This is a genomic window from Pseudoduganella guangdongensis (assembly GCF_009857475.1).
GTDB classification, from domain to species: Bacteria; Pseudomonadota; Gammaproteobacteria; order Burkholderiales; family Burkholderiaceae_D; genus Rugamonas; species Rugamonas guangdongensis.
Genome location: NZ_WWCJ01000006.1, coordinates 197,780 through 223,163, shown reverse-complemented (window position 1 = coordinate 223,163; position 25,384 = coordinate 197,780). Strand labels below are relative to the sequence as shown.

Annotated in this window: 29 protein-coding genes and 2 tRNA genes; 15 read left to right on the top strand and 16 right to left on the bottom strand. The window is 64.7% G+C overall.

What is annotated here, in order from left to right; genetic code table 11:
• Positions 1-3 precede the first annotated feature (3 nt).
• From ybeY to miaB, 3 genes are read right to left on the bottom strand one after another with little or no spacing between them, the layout of a single operon-like run.
• Positions 4-462, bottom strand: coding sequence for an rRNA maturation RNase YbeY (ybeY, locus tag GTP41_RS10385; RefSeq protein ID WP_161025505.1), 459 nt, complete (start codon positions 460-462; stop codon positions 4-6).
• A complete protein-coding gene (locus tag GTP41_RS10380; RefSeq protein WP_161025504.1) occupies positions 446-1,513 on the bottom strand; it encodes a PhoH family protein in 1,068 nt (355 codons plus the stop codon). The genes ybeY and GTP41_RS10380 overlap by 17 nt, the downstream gene beginning before the upstream one ends.
• Positions 1,510-2,844, bottom strand: coding sequence for a tRNA (N6-isopentenyl adenosine(37)-C2)-methylthiotransferase MiaB (gene miaB, locus GTP41_RS10375; RefSeq protein WP_161025503.1), 1,335 nt, complete (start codon positions 2,842-2,844; stop codon positions 1,510-1,512). The genes GTP41_RS10380 and miaB overlap by 4 nt, the downstream gene beginning before the upstream one ends.
• A 93-nt stretch (positions 2,845-2,937) precedes the next feature.
• On the opposite strand from miaB, the gene GTP41_RS10370 reads away from it, so the two are divergent.
• Complete coding sequence (locus GTP41_RS10370) at positions 2,938-3,243, top strand: hypothetical protein (protein ID WP_161025502.1); 306 nt, start codon at positions 2,938-2,940, stop codon at positions 3,241-3,243.
• A 205-nt stretch (positions 3,244-3,448) separates the two neighbouring features.
• Positions 3,449-3,793, top strand: a complete 345-nt coding sequence (locus GTP41_RS10365) for a hypothetical protein (RefSeq protein ID WP_161025501.1) — start codon at positions 3,449-3,451, stop codon at positions 3,791-3,793.
• A gap of 28 nt (positions 3,794-3,821) precedes the next feature.
• Here the strand turns inward: GTP41_RS10365 and GTP41_RS10360 are convergent, their stop codons facing one another.
• A complete protein-coding gene (locus GTP41_RS10360; RefSeq protein ID WP_161025500.1) occupies positions 3,822-4,667 on the bottom strand; it encodes an HDOD domain-containing protein in 846 nt (281 codons plus the stop codon).
• Entirely contained in the window at positions 4,664-5,002 is a 339-nt protein-coding gene (locus tag GTP41_RS10355; protein WP_202419689.1) for a hypothetical protein, read from the bottom strand. Before GTP41_RS10355 ends, GTP41_RS10360 begins: the two co-directional genes overlap by 4 nt.
• 122 nt (positions 5,003-5,124) lie before the next feature.
• On the opposite strand from GTP41_RS10355, the gene GTP41_RS10350 reads away from it, so the two are divergent.
• The 3 genes from GTP41_RS10350 to GTP41_RS27130 all read left to right on the top strand — a co-directional run bounded on the left by GTP41_RS10350 (position 5,125) and on the right by GTP41_RS27130 (position 7,585).
• Complete coding sequence (locus GTP41_RS10350) at positions 5,125-6,720, top strand: sensor histidine kinase (RefSeq protein WP_161025499.1); 1,596 nt, start codon at positions 5,125-5,127, stop codon at positions 6,718-6,720.
• Positions 6,721-6,773: 53 nt separating this feature from the next.
• Entirely contained in the window at positions 6,774-7,319 is a 546-nt protein-coding gene (locus GTP41_RS10345; RefSeq protein WP_161025498.1) for a DUF1697 domain-containing protein, read from the top strand.
• Positions 7,320-7,411: 92 nt separating this feature from the next.
• On the top strand, positions 7,412-7,585 hold the full coding sequence (locus tag GTP41_RS27130; RefSeq protein WP_202419688.1) for a hypothetical protein: 174 nt from the start codon (positions 7,412-7,414) through the stop codon (positions 7,583-7,585).
• Between the two features lie 7 nt (positions 7,586-7,592).
• On the opposite strand, the gene GTP41_RS10340 is transcribed toward GTP41_RS27130, so the two are convergent.
• Entirely contained in the window at positions 7,593-8,324 is a 732-nt protein-coding gene (locus tag GTP41_RS10340; protein WP_161025497.1) for an SDR family NAD(P)-dependent oxidoreductase, read from the bottom strand.
• Positions 8,325-8,424: 100 nt separating this feature from the next.
• Here GTP41_RS10340 and GTP41_RS10335 point away from each other — a divergent pair, with 100 nt between their 5' ends.
• The 4 genes from GTP41_RS10335 to GTP41_RS10320 are packed head-to-tail and all read left to right on the top strand — an operon-like array spanning position 8,425 to position 12,173.
• Complete coding sequence (locus GTP41_RS10335; RefSeq protein WP_161025496.1) at positions 8,425-9,363, top strand: LysR family transcriptional regulator; 939 nt, start codon at positions 8,425-8,427, stop codon at positions 9,361-9,363.
• A 21-nt stretch (positions 9,364-9,384) separates the two neighbouring features.
• Entirely contained in the window at positions 9,385-10,206 is an 822-nt protein-coding gene (locus GTP41_RS10330) for a ChaN family lipoprotein (RefSeq protein WP_161025495.1), read from the top strand.
• Between the two features lie 40 nt (positions 10,207-10,246).
• Complete coding sequence (locus GTP41_RS10325; RefSeq protein WP_161025494.1) at positions 10,247-11,824, top strand: aldehyde dehydrogenase (NADP(+)); 1,578 nt, start codon at positions 10,247-10,249, stop codon at positions 11,822-11,824.
• Between the two features lie 31 nt (positions 11,825-11,855).
• Positions 11,856-12,173: a thioredoxin family protein gene (locus tag GTP41_RS10320; RefSeq protein ID WP_161025593.1), complete on the top strand. Its 318-nt coding sequence runs from the start codon at positions 11,856-11,858 to the stop codon at positions 12,171-12,173.
• 2 nt (positions 12,174-12,175) lie between these two features.
• On the opposite strand, the gene GTP41_RS10315 is transcribed toward GTP41_RS10320, so the two are convergent.
• Positions 12,176-12,421, bottom strand: a complete 246-nt coding sequence (locus GTP41_RS10315; RefSeq protein WP_161025493.1) for a hypothetical protein — start codon at positions 12,419-12,421, stop codon at positions 12,176-12,178.
• A gap of 130 nt (positions 12,422-12,551) precedes the next feature.
• Between GTP41_RS10315 and GTP41_RS10310 the strand changes: the two genes are divergently transcribed.
• Together GTP41_RS10310 and GTP41_RS10305 are read left to right on the top strand one after the other, a co-directional pair.
• Positions 12,552-12,875 carry a metalloregulator ArsR/SmtB family transcription factor gene (locus GTP41_RS10310; protein ID WP_161025492.1) on the top strand — a complete coding sequence of 108 codons (324 nt, stop codon included), beginning with the start codon at positions 12,552-12,554 and terminating at the stop codon, positions 12,873-12,875.
• A 17-nt stretch (positions 12,876-12,892) separates the two neighbouring features.
• Entirely contained in the window at positions 12,893-13,834 is a 942-nt protein-coding gene (locus tag GTP41_RS10305; protein ID WP_161025491.1) for an acyl-CoA desaturase, read from the top strand.
• Here GTP41_RS10305 and GTP41_RS10300 read toward each other — a convergent pair.
• The 5 genes from GTP41_RS10300 to GTP41_RS10280 form a co-directional block, all read right to left on the bottom strand.
• Positions 13,826-13,902 (bottom strand) — tRNA-Met (locus GTP41_RS10300). The genes GTP41_RS10305 and GTP41_RS10300 overlap by 9 nt on opposite strands.
• Positions 13,903-13,929: 27 nt before the next feature.
• A tRNA-Met gene (locus tag GTP41_RS10295) sits at positions 13,930-14,006 on the bottom strand.
• Positions 14,007-14,042: 36 nt separating this feature from the next.
• Entirely contained in the window at positions 14,043-14,990 is a 948-nt protein-coding gene (gene miaA, locus GTP41_RS10290) for a tRNA (adenosine(37)-N6)-dimethylallyltransferase MiaA (RefSeq protein WP_161025490.1), read from the bottom strand.
• A 3-nt stretch (positions 14,991-14,993) separates the two neighbouring features.
• Complete coding sequence (gene mutL / locus GTP41_RS10285) at positions 14,994-16,931, bottom strand: DNA mismatch repair endonuclease MutL (protein ID WP_161025489.1); 1,938 nt, start codon at positions 16,929-16,931, stop codon at positions 14,994-14,996.
• Between the two features lie 101 nt (positions 16,932-17,032).
• Entirely contained in the window at positions 17,033-17,938 is a 906-nt protein-coding gene (locus GTP41_RS10280) for a peptidylprolyl isomerase (RefSeq protein ID WP_371867327.1), read from the bottom strand.
• Positions 17,939-18,048: 110 nt separating this feature from the next.
• On the opposite strand from GTP41_RS10280, the gene GTP41_RS10275 reads away from it, so the two are divergent.
• Both GTP41_RS10275 and GTP41_RS10270 read left to right on the top strand, forming a co-directional pair.
• The gene (locus tag GTP41_RS10275; RefSeq protein ID WP_161025488.1) at positions 18,049-18,693 is read left to right on the top strand and encodes a VTT domain-containing protein; all 645 of its coding nucleotides are present in this window, start codon (positions 18,049-18,051) and stop codon (positions 18,691-18,693) included.
• A gap of 67 nt (positions 18,694-18,760) precedes the next feature.
• On the top strand, positions 18,761-19,828 hold the full coding sequence (locus tag GTP41_RS10270; protein ID WP_161025487.1) for a carbonic anhydrase: 1,068 nt from the start codon (positions 18,761-18,763) through the stop codon (positions 19,826-19,828).
• Here the strand turns inward: GTP41_RS10270 and GTP41_RS10265 are convergent.
• Genes GTP41_RS10265 through GTP41_RS10250 form a run of 4 tightly spaced genes read right to left on the bottom strand, consistent with a single transcriptional unit; the run spans position 19,812 to position 22,777 of the window.
• A complete protein-coding gene (locus tag GTP41_RS10265; protein WP_161025486.1) occupies positions 19,812-20,552 on the bottom strand; it encodes a D-hexose-6-phosphate mutarotase in 741 nt (246 codons plus the stop codon). The two genes, GTP41_RS10270 and GTP41_RS10265, sit on opposite strands and share 17 nt — an antisense overlap.
• A 9-nt stretch (positions 20,553-20,561) precedes the next feature.
• The gene (locus GTP41_RS10260) at positions 20,562-22,103 is read right to left on the bottom strand and encodes an N-acetylmuramoyl-L-alanine amidase (RefSeq protein WP_161025485.1); all 1,542 of its coding nucleotides are present in this window, start codon (positions 22,101-22,103) and stop codon (positions 20,562-20,564) included.
• A complete protein-coding gene (tsaE, locus tag GTP41_RS10255; protein ID WP_161025484.1) occupies positions 22,067-22,552 on the bottom strand; it encodes a tRNA (adenosine(37)-N6)-threonylcarbamoyltransferase complex ATPase subunit type 1 TsaE in 486 nt (161 codons plus the stop codon). The genes GTP41_RS10260 and tsaE overlap by 37 nt, the downstream gene beginning before the upstream one ends.
• Before the next feature lie 3 nt (positions 22,553-22,555).
• Positions 22,556-22,777 carry a hypothetical protein gene (locus GTP41_RS10250; RefSeq protein WP_161025483.1) on the bottom strand — a complete coding sequence of 74 codons (222 nt, stop codon included), beginning with the start codon at positions 22,775-22,777 and terminating at the stop codon, positions 22,556-22,558.
• 45 nt (positions 22,778-22,822) lie between these two features.
• On the opposite strand from GTP41_RS10250, the gene queG reads away from it, so the two are divergent.
• Both queG and GTP41_RS10240 read left to right on the top strand, forming a co-directional pair.
• Positions 22,823-23,911 carry a tRNA epoxyqueuosine(34) reductase QueG gene (gene queG, locus GTP41_RS10245; RefSeq protein WP_371867326.1) on the top strand — a complete coding sequence of 363 codons (1,089 nt, stop codon included), beginning with the start codon at positions 22,823-22,825 and terminating at the stop codon, positions 23,909-23,911.
• A 51-nt stretch (positions 23,912-23,962) separates the two neighbouring features.
• Entirely contained in the window at positions 23,963-25,384 is a 1,422-nt protein-coding gene (locus GTP41_RS10240) for a sensor domain-containing diguanylate cyclase (protein WP_161025481.1), read from the top strand.

Sequence of the window (25,384 nt, the reverse complement as noted above, 5' to 3'; positions counted from 1 at the left end):
TTGCTAGTAAGGGTCTTTGTAGCCGAGGCCGGTCATGATTTCGGTTTCCAGGCCTTCCATCTCGGCCGCTTCCTCGTCGTCTTCGTGGTCGTAGCCTTGGGCGTGCAGCACGCCGTGCACGATCAGGTGGGCGGTGTGTTCTTCCACCGATTTCTTTTGCTCGGCCGCTTCGCGCTGCAGCACGTCGGTGCACAGGATGATGTCGGCGCGGGTCGGTTCGTCCTCGTCAACTTCTTCGCCTTCGTTGTAGGCGAAAGTCAGCACGTTGGTGGCGTAGTCCTTGCCCCGGTAGTCGCGGTTCAGCTCCTGGCCTTCTTCTGCATCGACAAAGCGGATCGTCAGTTCGGCCGGCGCGAACAGGGCGGCCTTGACCCATTTGCGGATCATCGGGCGGGTGATTTCTTCCTGCAGGCGCGGGTCGGCGTATTGGACTGAGAGGGTCAGCTTATTTTTTTCGGGCATTGCGTACGGCTTTCACTGCAGGTTTGGCGGTTGGCAGCAGCGGCACCACTTCGGCCGCGGCTTCATGCGATTTTTCGTAGGCATCGACAATGCGCGCCACCAGCGGGTGGCGCACTACGTCGGCGCTGGAGAAGTGGCTGAAGGCGATGCCGCGCACATTGCGCAGCACGTGCGTGGCATCGACCAGGCCGGACTTCTGGTGCTTCTGCAGATCGACCTGGGTCACGTCGCCCGTCACCACGGCCTTGCTGCCAAAGCCGATACGGGTCAGGAACATCTTCATCTGTTCCACCGTGGTGTTCTGCGCTTCGTCCAGGATCACGAAGGCGTGGTTCAGGGTGCGGCCGCGCATATAGGCCAGCGGCGCAATCTCGATCACGCCTTTCTCGAACATCTTTTGCGTGCGGTCGAAACCGAGCAGGTCGTACAGCGCGTCGTACAGCGGGCGCAGGTATGGGTCGACTTTCTGCGCCAGGTCGCCCGGCAGGAAGCCCAGGCGTTCGCCCGCTTCCACCGCAGGGCGGGTCAGGATGATGCGCTTGACCGCATCGCGCTCCAGCGCGTCCACTGCGCAGGCCACGGCCAGGTAGGTCTTGCCGGTGCCGGCCGGGCCGATGCCGAAGCTGATGTCGTGCTCCAGAATATTGCGCAGGTAGCGGATCTGGTGCGGCGTGCGGCCGCGCAGGTCGTGCCGGCGCGTTTTCAACAGCGGGCTGGTGATGTCCGGCTCATGGAAGGGCGGTTCTTCTTCGCCCGGGCCGAAATCGTCCGGCGCTTCGCTGGCGCGTTGTTCCACCAGGGCCAGTTGCACTTCCTCCACCGGTACCACCTTGTCGGCGACGGCGTAGAAGCGCTCCAATATGGCGACGGCGCGTTCGGCATTGCTGCCGCTGACGATGAACTTCTCGCCACGGCGGAAAATGGTCACATCCAGCGCGGCGGAAATCTGGCGCAGGTTTTCATCGAGCGGGCCGCACAGGTGGGCCAGGCGTGTGTTGTCCAGTGGTTCTGGAACAAAGTAGTGCGGTTGCACCGGGGTTTTAGTTTTCAAAGGTTCGCTTCTCCGCGCAGGGAGTAATCCAGGCTTTCAGTGATGCGCACGCTGACCATCTGGCCAACCAGGGCTTGCGCATTGGTGCCGCCGTCGAAGTGGACGGTACGGGTGTTGCTGGCGCGGCCCTGCATTTCATTGCCGCCGCGCTTGGACGGGCCTTCCACCAGCACTTGCATGGTCATGCCGACCATGGCGGCGCTGTGGCGCTTGGTGTTTTCGTCGAACAGCGCTTGCAGGCGCTGCAGGCGGGCCGACTTCACTTCGGCCGGCGTGTCGTCGGCCAGGTTGGCGGCCGGGGTGCCAGGGCGTTTGCTGAAGATGAAGCTGAAGCTGTTGTCGAAATCGACATCCTGCACCAGCTTATACATGGCGTCGAAATCCTCGTCCGTCTCGCCGGGGAAGCCGACGATGAAGTCGGACGAGATCACCACGTTCGGGCGCACCGCGCGCACCTTGCGGATGATGGACTTGTATTCCAGCGCGGTGTAGCCGCGCTTCATGGCGCCCAGGATCTTGTCCGAGCCATGCTGCGCCGGCAGGTAGAGCTGGTCCGCCAGTTGCGGGATGTTCTTGTAGCAGTCGATCAGGCGCTGCGTGAATTCCTTGGGGTGGCTGGTGACGAAGCGGATGCGCTCTATGCCCGGGATTTCGGCCACGTATTCGATCAGCATGGCGAAGTCGGCCAGGTTGCCGTCGGCGGTCTCGCCGCGGAAGGCGTTCACGTTCTGGCCCAGCAGCATGACTTCCTTCACGCCCTGGGCGGCCAGGCCGGCGACTTCGGTCAGCACATCCTCAAAGCGGCGCGACACTTCCTCGCCACGGGTGTAGGGCACCACGCAGTAAGAACAGTATTTGGAGCAGCCTTCCATGATGGAGACGTAAGCGAAGGCGCCTTCCACGCGTGCCGGCGGCAGGTGGTCGAATTTCTCGATCTCGGGGAAGCTGATGTCGATCTGCGGCTTGCCGGACTGGCGGCGCAGCTCGATCATCTTAGGCAGCCGGTGCAGGGTTTGCGGGCCGAACACCACGTCAACCAGCGGCGCGCGCTTGACGATGGCTTCGCCCTCCTGCGAGGCGACGCAGCCGCCCACGCCAATCACCAGTTCGGGTTTGGCTTGCTTGAGTTTCTTGAAGGTGCCCAAGTCCGAAAACACTTTTTCCTGCGCTTTTTCGCGCACGGAGCAGGTGTTGAGGAGGATCACGTCGGCGTCTTCCGGGGATTCGGTGCGCACCAGTCCCTCGGACGCGCCGAGCAGGTCTGCCATTTTGTCCGAGTCGTACTCGTTCATCTGGCAGCCGAAGGTTTTAATGAATACTTTTTTCTGCATACCCTCAAGTTTACCGTAAATCGCGGCGCTGCCCTTGAAATCAGGGCCGTTGAGTCCTAGAGTTAAAGAAGCAATTTTGCCGGAGAAACTGTCATGGCTGTCAACGGAGTAGGGCCGACCACCCCGAATTTCCAGCAGGTCGACAATGTGGCCAACGAGCGCCGCGCGGCTGAACAACGCCAGTTGCGCCAGGAGGAGCAGCGCATCCGTGAGCAGCAGGCGCAGCGCACCGAGCAAACCGTCACGCGCCGCCAGGAAACCCAGGCCGCCGAGCAAGCCCGGGCCGCCGAGCGGCAGGACTTCCTGACGCGCCAGGATTTGCAAGCGCAAAGCGCGCAGTCCAACCGGCCCACTCCCGGCACCCCGGCGCCGGGTAGCATCATTTCCGTTACGGCATAAAAGGCGTTGGCGTAACTATTTCCATAGGGTTCTTTCGTGCGACACAGGAATAGTGACTGTGTTGAAATGGCATTGTTGTCAAGATTTTTGCGAATTCATCGCCAAGTCTTGATGTTGAACAAGGCTAGCCGCGCAGTGCAGCATGAGAATTTGTCAACACTGCTAGGCCCTTCCTCAACACTCCACTGTCAAGAGAGGATTCATCATGGCACACCACGCTCTCGCATCGCAGGAAAGCTATAACCCGAACCACCTGCTGGACATCCTGCTCGGCAAAATGCAATTGAAGAACGACGCTGCGCTCTCGCGCATGCTGGAAGTCGCTCCGCCTGTCATCAGCAAGATCCGCCACCACCGCTTGCCGGTCGGCGCTTCGCTGCTGATCCGCATGCATGAGGTGACCGGCATGAGCATCCGCGAGCTGCGCGACCTGATGGGCGACCGCCGCACCAAGTACCGCCTGTCGGACGCGCAAGGCCGTCCAAAACCAGACGACAAGCCGGCGGGTGCTTCGGCCCAGAACGGCATGCCGCAAGCCAGCGCGCATTAAGCCGGCCCACTCAGCCGGCAGGCTGGCCTCAGGCCAGCAGCACCATCGCGATTTCCTCGAACTGCAGTTCGGTTTCGCGGAACAGGTGCAGGCAGGTGTCTTCGCTCAGGTTGAGCGCCTGCCAGGCCACGGTGGAAACGGGCGGCACCATGTCGTCCGGCTTCTGCACCAGGTCCAGTGCATGCACGACGGCGTCGGCCACATGAATGATCGTGGCCAGGAAGCCGGCGCCCGGCTTTTCCGGCTCATGGTGGCCGGCAATGGCCAGCCGCATCGTGTCTGAAAAATTCCAATGCTCCGCCAGCGCCAGGCCGGCTTCGACATGGTCGATGCCGATCACGGCGCGTTCCGCCTCCAGTGCATAGCAGTCGTGCTCTTTCTGGTGCGCGATCACTTGCGCGTACAGCTCGGGGAAGCTGGACACCAGCACCAGGCGGCCGATATCGTGCAGCAGGCCGGCGGTGAAGGCGTAATCCTGGTTAAAGCGCACATGGCGCGCCAGCACCTTGGCGCAGGCGGCGGTGGCAATCGAATGGCGCCAGAAACTGCGGTGGTCAAAGCCGGGGCACAGCTTGTCGGCGAAGCAGCCGGTGACGGCGGCGGCGGTGATCAGGTTGCGCGTGCTCTGGAAGCCAAGGAAGGTGATGGCCTGCTGGATGGTGGTCACCTTGACCTGCAGCCCGAACAGCGAGGAGTTGGCCAGGCGCAGCGTCTTGGCGGTCAGCGCCTGGTCGTGCGACACCTTCTTGGCCAGCACGGCGATATCGACTTCCTCCTGGTCGATGCTGTTTAGCAGCTCCATCACCACCGCCGGCAGCGAGGGCAGGTCGTCCAGGTTCTTCACCACATCGTCATAGGTCAGTGCGGCGCTCATGCAGTCTCCTTGCCGACGCGGAAATCGGTCACCAGCGCGCGCAGGGCGTTGGCGGCCCAGTCTTCGCTATTGTCGGGGTCGTGGCGGCGGAACAGCACGGCGATGCGTTCCAGCTGGGCGGCGCGCTGGGCCGCCAGCAGCACCGGGTCGGCCGGCGTGTCGTCGGCGATGGCCAGCGATTCAACGCCGTGGCCCGGCAGGCGCTCCAGCATTTTTTCAGTCAGCACGGTGCCGGCCGGCAGCAGGACCTGGCCCTGCTGGTCGAGCAGTTCGTCGGAAAGCACCATGCCGGGCTGGACATCGGCCAGCGGCAGGTGGCGGTAGGTGGCCGTCATTTTTCTCTTCTCCCTGGTAATCAGATCAGATCTTACCAAAGTGCAGCCGTGGCATCACCTCTTAAAATCTTGCCAAGCGACACTGCATCCCTTACATTGGTGGGAATAAGGGGAGGGAGTTAATGTTTGGTATCCAAGGCCGGCTGACTGCACTGTTCGTGGTGATCGTCACCGTTGTGCTGGGTATTTCCGGCACCTATGCGCAATACAGCCTGGGCCATGAGCTGGAAGTGGCCAACCAGCGCCTGCGCGAAGGGGTGCTGACCCGCCTGCAAACCAGCCTGCCTTCCGCCCTGTGGGACCTGGATAAAGCCAAGGTCGACAATATCGTCGCCGCCGAAATGCTGCCGCCCGAGCTGGTGGCGATCCGCGTCTACGACACCTCAGTCGGCCTGTTCTCCGGCAAGCGCCGCAAGGAAGACGGCAGCATCGTCCCCATCGAATCCGAAACCACGGTGGCCGGCGCCCCGGTGGTGGCCGACCTGGCCTACCGCGACGCCGGTGCCGCCGGCAGCGCGCTGAAACCGGTGATCGTGGGCCGCGTGGTGGTCAATTTCAGCCGCGCCCAGATCGACGCCACCCTGGCCGCCGAAGTGCGGCGCAAAGTGGTGGAAGTGCTGACCCTGGACCTGATCCTGGTGGTGGCGCTGGCGCTCTCGCTGCGCATCGTGTTCGACCCCTTGAAGAAATTGCGCGACGGTTTATTCGAACTGGCCACGCGCGGCAGCGACGAGGTGGAGGAGCTGCCGGAAAAGCGCAGCGACGAACTGGGCGACGTGATCCGCGGCTTCAATGCCATCCAGCGCAAGGTGAAATCGATCATCAAACGCACGCGCGAGGCGGAGGACCAGGCGCGCCGCTCGGCGCAGGAAACCGCGCAGGCGCTGGACGACCTGCAGCGCACCCAGGAATCGCTGCTGCAGGCCGAGCGCCTGGCCTCGCTCGGTTCCCTGGTGGCCGGCGTGGCGCACGAAATCAATACCCCGGTCGGCATTGCCCTGACCAGCGCCTCGGTGCTGATGGACGCCACCACGGCGGTCGATGAATCGATGAAGGCGGGCCAGGTCAAGAGATCGGAAATCCAGAAGTACATTGAAACGGCGGGCGAAAGCGCGCGCCTGATCATGAACAACGCCTACCGCGCGGCGCACCTGATCCACAGCTTCAAGCAGATCGCGGTGGACCAGGTAAGCGAGGCGCGCCGCCGCTTCGAGCTCAAAGAGTACATCGGCGAGGTGGTGTCCAGCCTGCAGCCCAAGCTGAAGAAAACCCGCATCGTGGTCGAGATCAACTGCCCGGCCGATATCATGCTCGACAGCTATCCCGGCGCGCTGGCGCAAGTCATCACCAACCTCACGCTGAACTGCGTGGAGCACGCCTTCGAGCCGGACGGCGCCGGCAATATCGACATCAACGTGATCCCGGACGGTGACTGGATCGAAATGCAGGTGGTGGACAACGGCAAGGGCATCGCGCCCGATATGCTGGACAAGGTGTTCGACCCCTTCGTCACCACCCGGCGCGGCCAGGGCGGCACCGGCCTGGGCCTGAACATTGTCTTCAACCTCATCGTCAAGCAATTCGGCGGCACCATTTCCGTCACCAGCACCCAGGGGCAGGGCGCCAGCTTTGTGCTGCGCATCCCGCGCGAAACGCCGAGCGACACCGGCCCCGACCGCCACCCGGACGCCCCCCTGCACGCGCCGACGGCAAGCTGAGCGCCGCCGCCGCGCCAGCTGCCGCATACTGGCGCCAAGCAGGGAGGATGGTCATGAGTAAGCAACGCCTGGTCGCTTTGTTGCGCGGGATTAATACGGGGCGCGCCAAACGCATCGCCATGGCGGATTTGCGCCATGTGCTGGCGGAGATGGGCTATAGCGATGTGCGCACCGTGCTCAACAGCGGCAACGTGGTGTTCGATTGCAGCCCGGCCGAGGCGGCCGACAGCGCGGCGCGTATCGAGGATGCGCTGGTGCTGAAACTGGGCGTGCCCGCCAAAGTCACCGTGATCGGCGCCGGCCAGCTGGCCGAGATTGTCGCGCAAAATTGCCTGCAGGGTGTGGCCAGCGACTACTCGCGCCTGGTGGTGGGCGTGCTCAAAAGACCGGAAGAAGACCGCGGCAAGCTGGAGCCGCTGGCACGCCAGAGCTGGCAGCCGGAAGCCTTTGCCCTGGGCCGCCACGCCGCCTACATCTGGTGCCCGGACGGGGTGCTGGCCAGCCGCGCCGCCGCCGCCATGGGCAAGGCCCTGGGCGATGCGGTGACCTCGCGCAGCTGGACCACCATCAGCAAACTGCACGCCCTGGCCAGCGCCTAGTTGGAATTACGCGACTTTTGTGCCGCTGCGCCTTGGCGCGGTGGCCTCCGGGCGACTAGAATCATGTGTTTGCAAAATTTGTCAGAGAAGCAATGAAGATTAATGATACGCTAAGAGGCACCCTGATACTGGGCGGCGTGGTCCTGGCCTTGGTGATCGGTGGTTTCGCCGTGTCCGACAATGGCTGGCAGAAGGTCAGTTGCATCGGCCGCGCCATTGCCGGCGGCGTGTCGTTCACCAGCATCCACAGCGTATGCGGGCTGTAAGCTCGCCTTACCAGTTGCCGGCGGCAGCGCCGTCATCCACCGTCAGCACATGGCCGGAGATGAAGGTGGAGTCGGTCAGGTAGAGCACGGCGTCCGCAATATCCTCGGCCGAGCCCATGCGCTTGGTCGGCACCAGGCCCTTCAGGAATTCCTGGGTGGCCGCGTCCTTGCCATGCATCGGCGTGCTGATAATGCCGGGCGCTACGGCATTGACCTTGATGTTCTTGTCCGCCACTTCCAGCGCCAGGGCGCGCGTCGCCATATTCAGACCACCTTTGACCAGTACCGGCAGCAGGGCCGTGGCCTTGGCCGGGGTCACGCCCAGGCTGGCCGTGATGTTGACGATATGGCCGCCGCCATGCGCTGCCATATGGCGCACCGCTTCCTGCGCCGGGAACAGGAAGCCCTTCAGGTTGGTCGCCACAATGGCGTCGGTATCGGCCTCGCTGTAATCCACCGCTGCCTTGGCGATGAAGATGCCGGCGTTGTTGACCAGGATATCGACCTTGCCAAAGCGCGCCACAGCTTGCTCGAACAGGGCCTTGGCGGTGGCCGGCGCCGCGATATCGCCCGCCACCAGCAGGAAGTTGTCGGGATGGCCCAGTTGGGCGGCGGCGGTTTGCAGGCGGTCCAGGCTGCGCGCATTGCCCACCACGTTATAGCCGCGCGCCAGATAGGCTTTGGCGATGGCGAAACCCAGGCCGCTGGAAGCGCCGGTGACGATGACAGTCTTTTTCATTTCGAACTCCATGGTTCAGTTAAGGTGAAGCCACTATACTTATGACGCGCAAGTAGATAAATCGGATTCCAGGCAATTGAATTGATACATGGGGTAACAAATGCAGCGGCATTTCGACGATATGCAACTGGGCAGTATTGAGCTGTTCGTGCTGGCGGGCGAGCAGGGCAGTTTCACGGCGGCGGCGGCGGCGGCCGGGGTGACGCCGGCGGCGGTCAGCCGCTCCATTTCGCGCCTGGAGGAACGGCTGGGCGTGCGCCTGTTCGTGCGCACTACACGCCAGATCCGCCTGACCGACGGCGGCCGCGTCTACTTCGAGCAGTGCCGCCAGGCCCTGTCGCAACTGGTGGAGGCGGAGCGCGCAGTGACCGGGCAGCAGGCCGCGCCGGCCGGGCGCCTGCGCATCAGCGTGCCCACGCCGTATGCCCATTACCGCCTGCTGGCGCGGCTGGCGGCCTTCCGCCAGCTGTATCCCGAGGTGCAAGTGGAAGTCCACATCAGCAACCGCAACATCGACTTCGCCGAGGAGGGCTACGACCTGGCCATCCGCGGCCGCGCCCCGCAGGACTCGAGCCTGATCGCGCGCCTGCTGGAGGATTCGCCGCTGGTGCTGGTGGCCGCGCCCGCCTACCTGGCGCGGCGCGGCACGCCGCAGTCGCTGGAGGGGCCGGACGGGCTGGCCCGGCACGACTGCATCCAGTTCGTCCTGCCCAGCACCGGGCGCCTGGTGCCATGGTCCTTCCTGCGCGACGGCCAGGCACTGGAAATGGTGATGGACGACGCCATCGTGTGCGCCGATGATTTTCTCGGCCTGAATACGCTGGCGCTGCACGGCGGCGGCATTACCCAGACCTACCGCTTTACGGTGGAACGCGAACTGGCCAGCGGCGAGCTGGTGGAAGTGCTGCCGCAGCACGCCGGCACCGCGCGTCCCTTCTACCTGATTTACCCGCACGCCCGCCACCTGTCGCTGCGCGTGCGCAGCCTGGTCGATTTCCTGCTGCAGCCGCACGGCCGCAGCCCGGCCCTGTTAGACTAGCCGCTTTCGAGGAACGCATCGATGAAGTCAAACACCGTCGCATGGCTGCTGGCCGCCCTGGCACTGGCCGGCTGCAGCAGCAGTAAGAAACCCGTGGAATACACGGCCCCCGCCACCGCCTCCAATCCGCAAGTGCTGTTGCTGGGCGAAGTGCACGACAACAAGGAAGGCCACAAACTGCGCTTCGAGGACCTGAAGCGGCGCGTGGAAGCGGGCTGGCGCCCGGCGATCGCCATGGAGCAGTTCGACCGCGAGACCCAGGGCCTGCTGGACGAGGCGCAAAAGGGCTGCCTGGACGCCTCCTGCGTAATCAAGGTCATGGAAAGCAAGCGCTGGGAGTGGCAGTACTACCACCCTGTGATCCAGCTGGCGCTGACCCACCAGCTGCCGCTGATCGCCGCCAACCTGTCGCGCGCCAACGCGTCGAAAGTGGTGCGCGACGGCCTGGCCCTGAGCTTCGACGCTGCCACCGTTTCCGCCTACAAGCTGAAGGACCCGCTGCCGGCCGACCTGCGGCGCGGCCAGGAAAAGGCGATCCAGGAAGGCCACTGCAATATGGTGTCCGACCTGATGCTGCCGGGGATGGTGAACGCCCAGGTGGCGCGCGATATCTGGATGGCCAAGCTGATTCGCGCCCAGCAGCCGCGCGACGTGGTCCTCATTGCCGGCAATGGCCATGTGCGCAAGGATATCGGCGTGCCGCGCTGGCTGAATGCTATTGAACCCAAGCTGAATGTCCGCACCATAGGCTTTGTCGAGCCGGACGGCATCCAGGGCAGCTATGACGAAATCCGCAAGGTTCCCGTACAAAAGCGCACAGATCCCTGCGCCAAATTCAAGTAAACTTTCGGCCCTGCCGAACCCAAACAACCAGGAGCAAAGAATGCAGATCGCAGGTGAAATGTTGATCGGTCAAGCCGCCGTGAAAGGCAGCGCAGGCCAGATGAAGGCGACCGACCCGGCGCGCAATATTGAAATCGAGCCGGCATTCGGCATGGCCACGGCCGCCGACCTGCAGCGCGCCTGCGAACTGGCCGCGCAAGCCTTCGACTCCTACCGCGAGACCGCACTGGAAAAGCGCGCGCAATTCCTGGAGCAGGTGGCGCAGAACATCCTCGACCTCGGCCCGCAGCTGATCGAACGCGCCATGCAGGAATCCGGCCTGCCGCAAGCGCGCCTGGAAGGTGAGCGCGGCCGCACCGTGAACCAATTGCGCCTGTTCGCCAAAGTCGTGCGCGACGGCCTGTTCCTGGGCGCCACCCTGGACTCCGCACTGCCAGAGCGCGTGCCGCCGCGCTCCGACCTGCGCATGCGCAAAATCGGCGTCGGCCCGGTGGCCGTCTTCGGCGCCTCCAACTTCCCGCTGGCGTTCTCTGTCGCCGGCGGCGACACCGCCTCCGCCCTGGCTGCCGGCTGCCCGGTGGTCGTCAAGGCGCACCCGGCCCACCTGGGCACCTCCGAACTGGTGGGCAAGGCGATCCAGAAAGCTGTGGCCGACTGCGGCCTGCATGAAGGCGTGTTCTCGCTGGTGATCGGCGACGTGCAGATCGGCGGCGACCTGGTGGCGCATCCCGCCATCAAAGCCGTTGGTTTCACCGGCTCGCGCGGCGGCGGCCTGGCCCTGGTGCGTATCGCCCAGGCGCGCAAGGAACCGATTCCCGTGTATGCCGAAATGGCCTCGATCAACCCGGTATTCCTGCTGCCGGGCGCCCTGAAAACCGGCGCCGCGCGCATCGCGCAAGGCTTCGCCGACTCGCTGACCATGGGCTCCGGCCAGTTCTGCACCAACCCCGGCCTGCTGGTCGCGCTGGAAGGCCCGGAACTGAACGAATTCGCCGCCGCCGCGGCGGCAGCGGTGCAGGCCAAGCCATCGACCACCATGCTGACCCCGGGCATCCACCAATCGTACGAAGCCGGCGTGGGCAAACTGTCCGCGCTGGACAAGGTGGAACTGCTGGCCCAGGGCGGCGCCGGCAGCACCGCCTGCGCCGCGCAGCCGCACCTGTACAGCACCGACGTCGAGACCTTCCTCGCCACCCCGGCGCTGGAAGACGAGAACTTCGGCCCCAGCTCGGTGCTGGTGCGCTGCCGCACGGCAGCCGACCTGCGCCGCGTTGCCGAGCACGTGGAAGGGCAGCTGACCTCCACCGTACACGCCACCGCCGACGACCGCGAGATCGCCGCCGGCCTGCTGCCGGCGCTGGAACGCAAAGCCGGCCGCATCTTGTTCAACGGCTTCCCGACCGGCGTCGAAGTCGCGCATGCCATGGTGCACGGCGGCCCGTTCCCATCCACCTCCGACCCGCGCACCACTTCGGTCGGCGCCACCGCCATCGACCGCTTCCTGCGTCCGGTGTGCTACCAGGACGCGCCGGAATGGGCGCTGCCATCGACCCTGGCCAACGACAACCCGCAGAAAGTGCCGCGCGTGATCGACGGCACGATCCAGCCGGGCGCATAAGCCCGCGCGACCGTGCTAAGGTGAACGCATGATGGAAACTGTGTACAAGGCAGAGCAGCCCAGCCGGGCTGACATCGACGCGCTCACCGGGCCGGCCGTGCTGGAATTCGGCACCAACTGGTGCGGCTACTGCCGTGGCGCCCAGCCGGCGCTCGCCGAGGCCTTCCGCGAGCATGCCGGCATCCCGCATTTCAAGGTGGAGGATGGCCCCGGCCGCGTGCTGGGCCGCGCCTTCCGCGTCAAGCTGTGGCCGACCGTGATTTTCCTGAAAGACGGCAAGGAAGTCGCGCGCGTGGTGCGCCCCGAAGACGCCGACGAACTGCGCGAAGGGTTCGCCCAGATTGCCTGAGTTCAGGCCGGCAGCAGCAGCGCCGACACCCGGTCGCGGTTTGCCAGCACGAAAGCGCGGAACTGCGGCTCCTTCACCGCCAGCCTGAGCACGCCCGGCAGCAAGGCGTAGCACACCTCCGCCACCGCCTCCACTGCGCGCTCATTACGCAGCGCCATCGCCAGCGCCGCCTCGCCACCCAGCTTTTCCACGATGTTTGCACGATGCTCGGCCACGATACGGGCCAAAGGGGTCATCAGGTCTGCCATCTCCGCCTCCATGTGATGGGAACTACAGTGTAGCCACGGCACCGCGCCGCCCTCCTGACAAATCTCAAGCTATCTTGACGCGGCGCCAGAAATGCCTTTAAATATTAACTAATTAGTTAATTATAGAATTATGGAACTCGACAAAGTATTTGAAGCGCTGGCGTCCAAGCCTCGCCGCCAGATCCTGGCTTACCTTTCCGAGGCTGAGCTTTCGACTAGTGAATTGGCCGAGCGCTTTGCGATGAGCGCACCAGCTATTTCAAGGCACCTGTCTGTGCTTGAAAATGCAGGGTTGGTCAGCAGCGAACGGCGCGGCCAGTTCGTGCTGTACAGATTAAATGGCGACAACTTGGTCAATACTTTGACGGGGTATGCGTTTGAGGTTTGCCCGGTTGGTCGCCCCCTCAAGCGTGAGTCGCGTGCCATTGCAGCGAAAAAACAAGAAAAAACTTAGCCCTTAAGGAGGCGGTCATGCGAAAGATTGGCAATTTGGTGCGCGCTCATCGCGTCACAAATGGCAGTTACACGGAAGTATGCGAAGGGCGGGTGCAATACGCTCCAGTCAAGTCCCTTTGGTACTTTGCCATGTTGGCAGGCGCCATCACCGGCATGGCGGCATTTTTTTCCTGGACTGCAATCGGGGTATTTGCGCTGGTGACAGCGGCAGTGCTGCTATTTGGGCACTCGCTGGGTAGTCACCGCAAGCTGATTCATAACAGTTTCGCCTGTCCGAAATGGCTGGAATATGCGTTGGTCTGGTGCGGCGTGCAAGTTGGCCTGGCAGGACCAATTGGCTTGTTGCGGCAGCATGAGCTGCGGGATTACGCCCAGCGGAAAGCCGACTGTCACCCTTATCTGCGTCATGGCGCCGGATTCTGGCGTGATGCGTGGTGGCAGTTGCATTGCGAACTGAAGTTGGGCGCGCCGCCTGCGATTCGCATCGAACCGCGCAACGCGCAAGACCGCTTCTATCAGTTTCTGGAGCGTACCTGGATGCTGCAGCAAGTGCCGCTGGCCGTTTTGTTTTATCTTTGGGGTGGATGGGCTTTTGTTTGCTGGGGCGTGTGCGCGCGTGTATGCGCCGGCGTTACCGGCCATTGGTTAATCGGCTACTTCGCCCATAACCACGGTGACATGGAATACGAAGTGGCAGGAGCGGCAGTGCAGGGACGGAACATTCCCTGGACCTCGCTGCTGACGATGGGGGAGGGCTGGCATAACAATCATCATGCATTCCCGTACTCGGCACGGCTGGGACTGAAAGACGGCGAATGGGATCCAGGCTGGTGGGCATTGTGTGCCATGGAGCATGTGGGACTGGTGCGTGACCTGCGCCTGCCTGGTGGCATACGAAACAAAAATGGCCTGGACCGTTGCCGGTTCAGGCCATTCCTGATGAAATTCTGGTGGTGATAGGTGGACTTGAACCACCGACCCTAGCATTATGAATGCTATGCTCTAACCAACTGAGCTATATCACCGCACGGTCGTACATTGTAGCTGAATTTTGGTGGTGATAGGTGGACTTGAACCACCGACCCTAGCATTATGAATGCTATGCTCTAACCAACTGAGCTATATCACCGCAAGGCCAGCATTGTAGTTGCTCGCCGCAAGCCTGTCAAGCGGCGATTTTCGCAAGCACCAGCTGCTGCAGCTGCCGGGCCGCATCCGGCGCGCAGCAATCCACCACGATCCGCTCCGGCATGGAGCGCAGCCAGGTTAGCTGGCGCTTACACAGCTGGCGGGTGGCGATGATGCCCGTCTCGCGCATGGCCGCGTAATCGATAGCACCATCCAGGTACTCCCAGGCCTGGCGATACCCGACACAGCGGATCGACGGCAGGCCGAGATGCAAGTCCCCGCGCGCGCGCAAAGCCTTCACCTCGTCCAGGAAGCCCGATTCCAGCATGATGTCGAAGCGGCGCGCGATGCGCTCGTGCAGCCAGGCGCGGTCGAACGGCTCCAGCGCATAGGACACCAGCTCGAATGGCAGATCTTCCTTCTCGCGCTGCGCCAGCAACTCGGACATCGGCCGGCCGGACAGAGCATGGATCTCCAGCGCGCGCTGCACGCGTTGCGAGTCGTTGGGTTTGAGGCGAGCGGCGGTTTCGGGATCAATGGCGGCCAGGCGCGCGTGCATGGCGGGCCAGCCGATGCGGGCGGCTTCCTCGTCCAGCTGCGCGCGCACGGCAGGATCGGCGCCAGGCAGGTCATCCAGGCCGTCGGCCAGGCCTTTGTAATACAACATGGTGCCGCCTACCAGCAACGGCACCTTACCGCGCGCGCTGATTTCTTCGACCAGACGCAGGGTATCGGCGCGGAACTGGGCCACCGAATAGGAGTCCAGCGGATCGATAATGTCGATCAGGTGGTGCGGCACGGCGGCCAGCTCCGCGCGGGTCGGCTTGGCGGTGCCGATATCCATGCCCTGGTAGACCAGGGCCGAATCGACGGAGATGATCTCGCACGGCACATGCTGGGCGATGGCGAGCGCGGAGGCGGTCTTGCCAGAGGCGGTCGGCCCCATGATGGCGACCGCCAGCGGGCGCTTGTTCAACTGGGTCATTGCTTATTGCCCGCGCAGGAAGAGCTTATCCAGCGCGCTGATATCGATCTGCACCCAGGTCGGGCGGCCGTGGTTGCACTGGTCGGCGCGCTCGGTCGCCTCCATGTGACGCAGCAGGGCATTCATCTCCGGCACCGCCAGGATACGGTTGGCGCGTACGGCGGTGTGGCAGGCCAGGGTGCCGAGCAGTTCGTTGCGGCGCTCGATCAGCACGCGCGAGCCGCCGAATTCGCGCACATCGCGGATCACGTCGCGCGCCAGGGTCTGGGCGTCGGCGTTCTTCAGCAGGGCCGGCACGGCGCGCACGGCCAGCGTGGTCGGCGACATCACGGCGATGTCGAAGCCCAGGGTTTTCAGGGTGTCGCCATGTTCCTGCACCGTGCCCACGTCGATCGCGTCGGCGTAGAAGGTGACCGGGATCAGCAGGTTCTGCACCGACATCTCGGTGCCGTCGATCTGGGCGTCGAGCGCGTTCTTCAACTGCTCGTACAGGATGCGCTCGTGCGCCGCGTGCATATCGACCAGCACCAGGCCTTTGCTGTTCTGGGCCAGGATGTAGATGCCATGCAGCTGCGCCAGGGCGAAGCCGAGCGGGAATTCCTCGCCCGCCAGTTGCGCCGAACTGGCGGCGATAGGCGCGGCCTGCGGCAGCGTGTAGTCGGCCGAGGCGCGGAAGCCGTTGCCGCCGTCGGCCGCCGTCGCGCCACCGGAGGCGCCGTCGCGCGCGTCGGGCGACCACAGTGCGCCATAGCGCTCCGTGCTCTGCGCCACGCCGCCGCCCGCGCCAGGCGCGCCGAAAGGCGAAGGCGAGAAGGTCGGGCGGTAATCCGGGTTCAGGATGGAGCCGAAACTGGTTTGCTGCTGCGGGCGCCATTGCGGACCGGTGGCCTGCAGGTTGTCGGCGGCGGGCAGCGGCGACGGCACGCTGCCGTGCGAAGTGGCCGAGGTCGCCGCCAGCGCGCGCTGCACGGCGTGGAACACAAACTGGTGTACCGCGCGGCCATCGCGGAAGCGCACTTCAATCTTCGACGGGTGCACGTTCACGTCCACCAGCGCCGGATCCAGGTCGAGCGCCAGCACGTAGGACGGATAGCGGTCGCCATGCAGCACGTCTTCATAGGCGGCGCGCACGGCGTGCACCAGCAGCTTATCGCGCACGAAGCGGCCATTGACGTAGAAGTACTGGCTATCGGCGCGTCCCTTGGAAGCGGTCGGCAGGCCGGCGAAGCCGTGGATGCGCAGCACGCCCGAACCCTCGTCCAGCGCCAGGCGCGCCTCCTCGAAATTGCTGCCCAGGATTTGCGCGCTGCGCTTGGCCATATCGCTGGCCATCCAATGGTCGACGGTCTTGCCGTTGTGGCTCAGGGTGAACGTGACGTCCGGGCGCGCCAGGGCGATGCGGCGCACCACTTCCGCGCAGTGGCCGAATTCGGTCTGCTCGGATTTCAGGAATTTACGGCGCGCCGGGGTATTGAAATACAGGTCGCGCACATCGATGGTGGTGCCGGGCGCGCCGGAGGACGGTACAACGGTGCCCTCGTGCGAACCTTCCAGCTCCCAGGCGTGCGCGCCATCGGCGGTGCGGGAGGTGAGGGTAACGGCGGCCACGGAAGCGATGGAAGCCAGCGCCTCGCCGCGGAAGCCCAGGGTGCCCACGTTCTCCAGGTCATCCAGCGAAGCGATTTTGGAGGTCGCGTGGCGCGCCAGGGCCAGCGGCATCTGGTCGGGTGGGATGCCCTTGCCGTTGTCAGTAATACAAATACGCTTCACGCCACCTTCCTCCAGGCGCACGGTGACTTGGGTCGAGCCCGCATCCAGCGCATTCTCCAGCAGCTCCTTCACGACGGCCGACGGCCGCTCCACCACCTCGCCGGCAGCGATCTGGGAAATCAGTTGATCAGGAAGAGCCCGGATCGGGCGAGGTGGGTTAGGCGCATTCATTGCCACATTATAATGTCCACCGTGGGGTCAGGAACAAAGGTGGACATTTCTTAAGGAAATGTCCACCTTTGTTCCTGACCCCGAAGTGGACAAAAATTACTTCATTTCACTTCGCGGACGGGGATGGGGACGTTGCACAGGTCGACGTGGCCGAAGGCGTGCTTGGTCCACGGGCCGCCGCGGTTGCGCTGGGCTTCGGCGACGGCTTTGAAACTGGCGGAGTCGGTGCGCAATATCTCGAACTTGGTGCGCTCGGCTTCCGGTACGTCGGCCATCAGCTTGACGGACTTGATCTGCACGTTCTGTTCCTCTTTGTCGTACATGCCCATCGGCGCCGGGCCGCGCGGCAGTACGGACAGCAGCGGCATGCCGCTCACAATGCGTCCCACCACGGTGATATTGCGGTCCAGCTGGCGCGGCGAGTTGCCGATCACGGCGTACAGGGTGCCGCCGTTGCCGCTGTCGGATTCATTGCCGCGTGCGACGCCAACCATGCCGTAGCAGTGCGCCAGCCAGGTCTGGCCCGATTTCGGGTCGCGCGCTGCGGGGAAGCCGTTGGAGTGGCCGACTTCGGCCGCATAGCCGTCCTTGTCCATCAGGCGGGTGAACTGGGTGTCGTTTTTCATCGGCACCGTGAATTCCTGTTCCAGCTTGGCCTTGGCCGTGCCCAGCGCCTTCGGCTTGTTCTCGCGCGGGTCGCCCCACTGCGCCACGAAGTTGTCCTGCACGCGATACACCCACAGGCCGTCCCAGTAGCCTTCCTTGGCCATGGTGCGGATGTTGGCGGCGTGGTTGGGCGCGAAGGCGGGCGCCAGCTCGATGATCACGCGGCCGGCTGGCAGCTCCATATACAGGGTGTTGGCCGGGTCCAGCTGGCGCCATTCGGCCGGCTTGGCGGCTTTGACGATGTCGCCCACGCTGGGCTTGGGCGGCAATTCCTTGACGGGGGCGGCCACGGCGGCCACGGGCAATGCCAGCATCAGTGCGGCGGTCAAACAGGACTTCACTAGGTTGTCTCCTTTATTTGGATCTAAGCCGGTTATAAGGTGCCGGGCAATTTTAGCCTGTAAGATGGACTGTTTGGTATGATTCCCGCCGCAACCACTTTGGATTAATAATGGATTTCGTACAATTGCTGGACATGCTGGTCCACGTCGACCGCGCTATGGGCACCCTGATCGAACAGTATGGCGTGTACGTCTATGCGCTGCTGTTTGCCATCGTCTTCTGCGAGACTGGCCTGGTGGTGCTGTTCTTCTTCCCTGGCGATACGCTGTTGTTCATCGCGGGCGCCTTCTGCGCGACCGGCGACATGAACCTGGGCTTGCTGATGTTCCTGCTTTCGACTGCCGCAATTTTAGGCAATACCACCAATTATTGGATCGGCGAGGCGATCGGGCAGCGGGTGTATACCCAGAACTACCGCTGGATTAACAAGGATGCATTGAACCGCACCCACGAGTTCTTCGAAAAACATGGCGGCAAGACCATTATCCTGGCGCGCTTCGTGCCGGTGGTGCGCACCTTCGCGCCGTTCGTGGCCGGCGTGTCGGACATGACCCATGCCCGCTTCCAGCTGTTTAACGTGATCGGCGCGCTGCTGTGGGTGGTGTCGCTGTGCGTGGCGGGCTATGTGTTTGGCAACCATCCCTTCGTGCAGAAGCACCTGAGCGCGATCGTGCTGGCCGGTATCAGCGCGGCGGTGGTGCCGATGGCCCTGGGCGGCGCCTGGAAGATGGGCCGCCGTATGCTGAAGCGCTAAGGCGCACTCAAGTTTTCCCGTAGCGCAACCGTTAACCGGAGGAACAGTTCTCTCCTCCGGATTTAACATGCGTAACTTGATCGCCTTGTCGGCCTGCTGCCTCGTGATGGGGACAGCCAGTGCCGCCGATCCTGCGGCCCCTGCGCCGTCGAAAGGTGTGCCCAATATTCGCCCGAACCTGGCCGCCGCTGCTGCTGCGGACAAGGCGGCCATGGAGCAGGGCGCCAAACCGTCCGAAAAGCCGAAGTACGTGCCGCCGGCGCGCAAGAGCGCCGTCTCGCAGCGCGAGGAGGAGGCGCGCGCCGAGGCTGAACTGTCCGAGAAAATCGCCCAGCGCCTGGCCGAGATGCGCGCCAACCAGGCGGCCCGCTTCGCCGCCGCGGAGAAGGCGCGCAAGCAGCAGGCGGCCAAAGCCGCCGCCGCTGTCGTGGCGGCCAAGGCCCCGCCGCCGCGCGCGAATGGCACGCATTGGACGTATGAGGGCGAATTCGGCCCGTCCAACTGGCATAAGATCAATTCCGACTGGACCAAATGCTCGACCGGCACGCGCCAGTCGCCGATCGATATCCGCGACGGCATGAAGGTGGATTTGGAGCAGATCGCTTTCGACTACCGTCCGTCCGGCTTCAGCGTAACGGACAACGGCCACACCGTGCAGGTGGCGGTTGGTCCGGGCAACTACCTGAGCGTGGCGGGCCGCACCTATGAGCTGCAGCAGTTCCACTTCCATCGTCCGGCCGAGGAGCGTATCAACGGCAAGGGCTTCGAGATGGTGGTGCACCTGGTGCACAAGGATGTGGAGGGCAAGCTGGCGGTGCTGGCGCTGCTGCTGGAGCGCGGCAAGCCGCAGCCGACCATCCAGACCGTGTGGAACAACCTGCCGCTGGAGAAGGGCGATACGGCCACGCCGTCCATCGTGCTGGACCCGAACGACCTGCTGCCGCAGCGCCGTGATTACTATACTTTCATGGGCTCGCTGACCACGCCGCCTTGCACCGAGGGCGTGCTGTGGCTGGTGATGAAGGAGCCGGTGCAGGCCTCGCCTTCGCAGCTGGCTTTGTTCAGCCGCCTCTACCCCTTCAATGCGCGCCCGGTGCAGGCCGGCTCCGGCCGCATGATCAAGGAATCAAACTAATGGTGTGATGGCCGGTCCATTCGGCGCCGGCCGCCAGCACTTGCTTGTCGACGCGGGCCGGCTCGATGCAGACGAAGCGGCGGAAGTCGCCGTCGTCCATGTCGGCGGTGGCCGCCGCGCCTTCCGCGCCCGGGTTCCACACCACCCATTCCGAAAAACCTTGCTGCTCCAGTTGCAGCGTGCCGGCGCCGGTGTCCAGGCGCAGCACCGGCGTGGCGGGACGGATTTCGTCCAGCGCGCCGTCGAAGCGTGCGCCGTCCAGCGTGGCTTGCGCGAAATCGGCGACGGCGAAGTAGGTGTGCAGGGCGCCCGCCCATTGGAAGTCCTGCATGCCGCTATTGCGCACGATGTAGCGCAGGGCGAGGGTGTTGCCCTTTAATTCGAAGCGCAGGCGCAGTTCGAAGGCGCGCGGCCAGGTCTTGAAGGTGGCGGCGGGCAGGTCGCTTTGTGCCAGGGCCAGTTCGGCCCAGCTGTCGCCCTGGCCGACGGCGCGCCAGGTGGCGGTGCGGGCGAAACCGTGGCGCAGGCCGTCGCCGCGCGTGGCGAATTGGGGGAAGATGACCGGCACGCCGCCGCGCACCGCGGCACTGCCGTCGAGCGCGGAACGCTGGCTGAGGAACAGGCGTTCCTTGCCGTCCGCAGTCTTCCACGACATGAGGTGCGCGCCGAACAGGGAGATGGTGGCAGCGGCGCCGTCGGGGCTGGAGATGCGGATTTCGTTCATGCGCGTTCCTTAAGTGAGCCGGTTCTTGGCGAGCGGCGGGTTTTTGGCAAAGTAGCGCCGGATGCCTTTGACGATGGCTTCGGCGATCTTGTCCTGGTATTCGTTGTCGTTCAGGCGCGCTTCCTCTTCCGGGTTGGAGATGAAGGCGGTCTCGATCAGGATCGACGGGATGTCGGGCGCTTTCAGCACGGCGAAGCCGGCTTGCTCGACCGAGCCTTTGTGCAGCTTATTGATGCCGCCGATCTCGCCCAGCACGGCTTTGCCGACCTTCATGCTGTCGTTGATCTGGGCCGTGGTGGAAAGGTCGAACAGCACGCTGGCCAGCTGCGGGTCGTGGCCTTTGGAGTTGGCGCCGCCGATCAGGTCGGCCTGGTTTTCCTTGTCGGCCAGCCAGCGCGCGGCGCTGGAGGTGGCGCCTTTTTCCGACAGCACGAAGACGGAGGAGCCGCGCGCGCTTGGCTTGACGAAGGCGTCGGCGTGGATCGAGATGAACAGGTCGGCGTCGACCTTGCGGGCTTTTTCCACGCGCTTGCCGAGCGGGACGAAGTAGTCGCCGTCGCGGGTCAGCATGACGCGCATGTTCGGGTGGTCTTCGAGTTTGTCTTTCAGACGCTTGGCGATGGCCAGCACGATGTCCTTTTCGCGGCTGCCGCGCGCGCCGATGGCGCCGGGGTCTTCGCCGCCGTGGCCGGGGTCGAGGGCGATGGTGAGCATGCGCACCATCTTGTCCGGCGCGTTCTTGTGCGCTGGCTTGTGGCTTGCCGGCGGCGGGTCCTGCTCGGCAGGGGCGGGCTTGCCGGCGATGGCGGGCGATTGCGATGGCGCGGTGCCTGGCGCGACGGTGCCTGGCGTGGCGGCGGCAGGCTGTCCCGGTGCGCTGGGCTGGCCGGCGATGGCGGGCTGGCTTTGGTTGCCTGGCGGGGTGGACGCGCCGTCGCGTACGGGCTGGCTGGGGGCGCTGCCTGGCGCGGCGGCGTTGGGCTGGCCGGCCTGGGCCGCCTGGCGGCCGGCGATGGCGGGCTGGCCGGGCTGCGGCGCGGCGGGCTCCTTGTCGTCCTGCGACCATTCGCCTTTTTCGATCAGGGCGGCGATCGGGTCGACTGCTTTCACCGGATACAGGTCGAAAATCAGGCGGTGCTTATAGGTGCCTACAGGCTCCAGGGTGAAGACCTGCGGTTTGACTTCCTCCTTCAGGTCGAACACCAGCCGCACCACGTTCGGGCGGTTCTGGCCGACGCGCACTTGCTTGATGTACGGGTCGTTGGACTGGATTTTGGCGACCAGGCTTTTCAGCGTGGGGTTCAGTTCCAGGCCCTCGATATCGACCACCAGGCGCGTCGGGTCCTTGACCATGAAGTGCGTGGTCTTCAGGTCGGTATCGTTTTCCAGCGTGACGCGCGTGTAGTCCTCCGCCGGCCAGACGCGCACGGCAAGGATTTGCGCGGCCTGCGCGGCGCTCGGCGCGAACACCGACAGCAGAAGCGTGCCGCCGGCCTTGAGCACCGTACGACGGCTTACATGTTTGGGGCGAATTGGAGGCGTTGCAGGCATGACGTACCAAGGGCAGAAGACGGCTGCAATTCTACATCACGTCCCGCCCCGGCTACAGAGAGGTAAACATGAAGATCCGGCGGCGGCAACACGCCGTCGGCTTTTTCCGGCCATTCGACGATGCACACGTTCTCGCCGTTGAAATCCTCGCGGAAGCCGGCGTCGAGGAACTCCTCCGGGCTGCCCATGCGGTACAGGTCGAAGTGCACCACGCTGGCGGGCTTGCCGTCGATGTTCACGCGATAGGGTTCGGACAAGGTGTAGGTCGGGCTTTTCACCGGACCCACGTGGCCGGCCGCGTGCAGCAGGGCGCGCGTGAGGGCGGTCTTGCCGGCGCCCAGATCGCCGTGCAGGTAGATCGCCATGCCGGGCAGCAGGGCGCGCGACAGCGCCGCGCCCAGGGCGGCGGTGCCGGCTTCGTCGTGGAGGTGGGTTTTAAAGTGCTGCATTCTCTATTTCGCTTGTAGGTTCTTGTTTTGTGCGGCGATACGCGCCATTTCATCCTGCAGGCGCGGCACGCCCAGCGCCACGCGCTGTTCTTCGCTGACCGCCTTTGGATCGACCGGGTCCAGCTCCGTGCGGCCATCGCTGTGCGTTCTGCTTTGCGCCGGCAGCGGCGCCGCCTGGCCCGCGGCGGCGGCCAGCAACAGCGCGGCGCATGTCAATTTCTTCATTAGAAGGCTAAAATGGTGGTTTGGAGTTTCCCGCATTGTAAGGCCGTGTCCCTTCCTCAAGCCAATTTAGACGAATTAGCCAGCCGCATCAAGGCGTGGGGGCGGGAGCTCGGCTTTGCGGAAGTGCGCATCGCCGACATCGACTTGTCCGCCAATGAAGCGGGCCTGCAAGCCTGGCTGGACGCCGGCATGCACGGCGACATGGACTATATGGCAAGCCACGGCATGAAGCGCGCCCGCCCGGCCGAGCTGGTGCCCGGCACCGTGCGCGCCATCACCGCGCGCATGAACTACCTGCCCGGCGCCGCCGACGAGCACTGGCGCGAGCGCGAGACGGCGCGCCTGTCCGACCCCACGCAGGCCGTGATCTCCGTCTACGCCCGTGGCCGCGACTACCACAAGGTGCTGCGCGCGCGCCTGCAGCAGCTGGCCGACAAGGTCAGCGCCGCCGTGGGCGAATTCGGCTACCGTGTGTTCACCGATTCGGCGCCGGTGATGGAGCTGCCGCTGGCGGAAAAATCGGGTCTGGGCTGGCGCGGCAAGCACACTTTGCTGATCAACCGCAGCGCCGGCTCCATGTTCTTCATGGGCGAGATCCTGGTCGACCTGCCGCTGCCGGTGGACGAGCCAACCGGCGCCCACTGCGGCCAGTGCAGCGCCTGCATCGATGTGTGCCCGACCCAGGCCATCCTCGCCCCCGGCAAGCTCGATGCGCGCCGCTGCATCTCCTACCTGACCATCGAGCTGAAAGGCGCCATCCCGGAAGACCTGCGGCCCTTGCTGGGCAACCGCGTCTACGGCTGCGACGACTGCCAGACCGCCTGCCCCTGGAACAAGTTCGCCCAGCGCGCCACGCTGCCCGACTTCGACGAGCGCCACGCCCTGGGCAGCGCCGGCATGATCGAGCTGTTCGCCTGGAGCGAGGAGGAATTCAACCGCCGCATGGAGGGCAGCCCGATCCGCCGCATCGGCCACGAACGCTGGCTGCGCAACCTGGCCGTCGGCCTGGGCAACGCTGCCGGTATGGGCGCCAAGGGCGATGCCGCCATCCTGGCGGCGTTGCAGGCGCGCCTCGCGCATCCTTCGCCGCTGGTGCGCGAGCATGTGGCGTGGGCCCTCGGCCAGCACCGCTAGCCTGCAGCTCGGGCATAATGGGCGTTCCTGGTTCAACGTCCGAGTCTTGAATTGTCTCCATTTGCAGAAGCAGTGCGCAGCTACCGCGAGTTGTCGCCATGGCAGGTCTGGCGCCACGGCAGCGCAACCGAGCGGCGCGCCATTTTCGGCGGCTGGCTGCTGTTGCTGCTGCTGTGCATGGCGCTCGGCGTGGCCAGCGTCAAATGGAGCTGGTCCGGCCTGCCGTTCGACATCGGCGGCGTCACCGCCTATGTCACCCTGTATCCGCCGCTGCCGGTGTGCCTGCTGCTGTCGCTGACCCTGGGCTGGTGGTGGGGCGCCGTTCCGGCCTACTGCTCCACCCTGGCACTGGCGCTGTATGCCGGCATGCCTTTGCAGTGGGCCCTGCTGTTCGCCGGCGCCAACCCGCTCGGCTTTGCCATGATGGTGGCGGGCTACCGCGCCATTGCCGTCGGGCGCGACCTGCGCAGCCTGACCTCCATCCTGTTCTTCGCCCAGCTCAGTTTCATCGGCAGCATTTTCAGTTCGGCCGGGGCGCTGATCTGGAGCTACACCAACCACCTGGCGCCGGGCGCGCACCTGCCGATCTGGCAGGGCTGGTGGATCGGCTCTTTCCTGCAATGCCTGCTGATCGGCGGACCGGCCACGGCGCTGCTGTGGCCGCGCGTGGCGCGTTGGCAGGAGGCGCGCGAAGCGCTGATGCGCAAGCGGCGCGGCGGCTCGCGCTATTCGGTGCTGCGCATGCTGGCAGCGGTGGCGGCGGGCGTGCTGATTTACGGCTACGTCACCATCCACCTGGCCGAGAACGAGGCGGCGGCGCTGCCCGTGTTCCGCCAGACGGTGTGGATTTTCTACTGGGTGTTTGCCGCCATCATCGTGGCCATCGCCTTCTTCGGCTACCAGTTGTTCGCGCATTGGCAGGCCTCGACCGATGGCCTGCTGTCCGAGCTGCGGCGCATGAACAGCGACCTGGAACGCCTGGCCACCACCGATGCCCTGACCGGCCTGCTGAACCGGCGCGCTGCCGACCGCCTGCTGGACGCCGAATGGCAGCGCGCGCGCCGCTCGGGCCATGTGTCCTCGCTGGTGCTGCTCGATATCGACCACTTCAAGCAGGTCAACGACAGCTACGGCCATCCGGGCGGCGACGCGGCCCTGCGCGCGCTGGCCGCCTGCATCCGCTCGGTGATGCGCGAGGTGGACGTGGCGGCGCGCTACGGCGGCGAGGAGTTCCTGGTGGTGCTGCCGGAAACGGGGCGCGAGGGCGCTTTCGTGTTTGCCGAACGCCTGCGCGAACGGGTGGCGGCCAGCGAGATCTGCCACGACGGGCAGGTGTTCCGCTGCCATATCAGCCTGGGCATCGCCGTCAGCGACAAGCACGAGGCGAGCTATGAGCAATGGGTGCGGCGCGCCGACCAGGCGCTGTACCGCGCCAAGCAGGGCGGCCGCAACCAGGCTGTGATGGGAGCCTGA

Coding starts and splice junctions, on each gene's coding strand:
- ybeY (WP_161025505.1), bottom strand. CDS start 462: ATGCCCGAAAAAAATAAGCTGACCCTCTCAGTCCAATACGCCGACCCG.
- miaB (WP_161025503.1), bottom strand. CDS start 2,844: ATGCAGAAAAAAGTATTCATTAAAACCTTCGGCTGCCAGATGAACGAG.
- GTP41_RS10370 (WP_161025502.1), top strand. CDS start 2,938: ATGGCTGTCAACGGAGTAGGGCCGACCACCCCGAATTTCCAGCAGGTC.
- GTP41_RS10365 (WP_161025501.1), top strand. CDS start 3,449: ATGGCACACCACGCTCTCGCATCGCAGGAAAGCTATAACCCGAACCAC.
- GTP41_RS10360 (WP_161025500.1), bottom strand. CDS start 4,667: ATGAGCGCCGCACTGACCTATGACGATGTGGTGAAGAACCTGGACGAC.
- GTP41_RS10355 (WP_202419689.1), bottom strand. CDS start 5,002: ATGACGGCCACCTACCGCCACCTGCCGCTGGCCGATGTCCAGCCCGGC.
- GTP41_RS10350 (WP_161025499.1), top strand. CDS start 5,125: ATGTTTGGTATCCAAGGCCGGCTGACTGCACTGTTCGTGGTGATCGTC.
- GTP41_RS10345 (WP_161025498.1), top strand. CDS start 6,774: ATGAGTAAGCAACGCCTGGTCGCTTTGTTGCGCGGGATTAATACGGGG.
- GTP41_RS27130 (WP_202419688.1), top strand. CDS start 7,412: ATGAAGATTAATGATACGCTAAGAGGCACCCTGATACTGGGCGGCGTG.
- GTP41_RS10340 (WP_161025497.1), bottom strand. CDS start 8,324: ATGAAAAAGACTGTCATCGTCACCGGCGCTTCCAGCGGCCTGGGTTTC.
- GTP41_RS10335 (WP_161025496.1), top strand. CDS start 8,425: ATGCAGCGGCATTTCGACGATATGCAACTGGGCAGTATTGAGCTGTTC.
- GTP41_RS10330 (WP_161025495.1), top strand. CDS start 9,385: ATGAAGTCAAACACCGTCGCATGGCTGCTGGCCGCCCTGGCACTGGCC.
- GTP41_RS10325 (WP_161025494.1), top strand. CDS start 10,247: ATGCAGATCGCAGGTGAAATGTTGATCGGTCAAGCCGCCGTGAAAGGC.
- GTP41_RS10320 (WP_161025593.1), top strand. CDS start 11,856: ATGGAAACTGTGTACAAGGCAGAGCAGCCCAGCCGGGCTGACATCGAC.
- GTP41_RS10315 (WP_161025493.1), bottom strand. CDS start 12,421: ATGGCAGACCTGATGACCCCTTTGGCCCGTATCGTGGCCGAGCATCGT.
- GTP41_RS10310 (WP_161025492.1), top strand. CDS start 12,552: ATGGAACTCGACAAAGTATTTGAAGCGCTGGCGTCCAAGCCTCGCCGC.
- GTP41_RS10305 (WP_161025491.1), top strand. CDS start 12,893: ATGCGAAAGATTGGCAATTTGGTGCGCGCTCATCGCGTCACAAATGGC.
- miaA (WP_161025490.1), bottom strand. CDS start 14,990: ATGACCCAGTTGAACAAGCGCCCGCTGGCGGTCGCCATCATGGGGCCG.
- mutL (WP_161025489.1), bottom strand. CDS start 16,931: ATGAATGCGCCTAACCCACCTCGCCCGATCCGGGCTCTTCCTGATCAA.
- GTP41_RS10275 (WP_161025488.1), top strand. CDS start 18,049: ATGGATTTCGTACAATTGCTGGACATGCTGGTCCACGTCGACCGCGCT.
- GTP41_RS10270 (WP_161025487.1), top strand. CDS start 18,761: ATGCGTAACTTGATCGCCTTGTCGGCCTGCTGCCTCGTGATGGGGACA.
- GTP41_RS10265 (WP_161025486.1), bottom strand. CDS start 20,552: ATGAACGAAATCCGCATCTCCAGCCCCGACGGCGCCGCTGCCACCATC.
- GTP41_RS10260 (WP_161025485.1), bottom strand. CDS start 22,103: ATGCCTGCAACGCCTCCAATTCGCCCCAAACATGTAAGCCGTCGTACG.
- tsaE (WP_161025484.1), bottom strand. CDS start 22,552: ATGCAGCACTTTAAAACCCACCTCCACGACGAAGCCGGCACCGCCGCC.
- GTP41_RS10250 (WP_161025483.1), bottom strand. CDS start 22,777: ATGAAGAAATTGACATGCGCCGCGCTGTTGCTGGCCGCCGCCGCGGGC.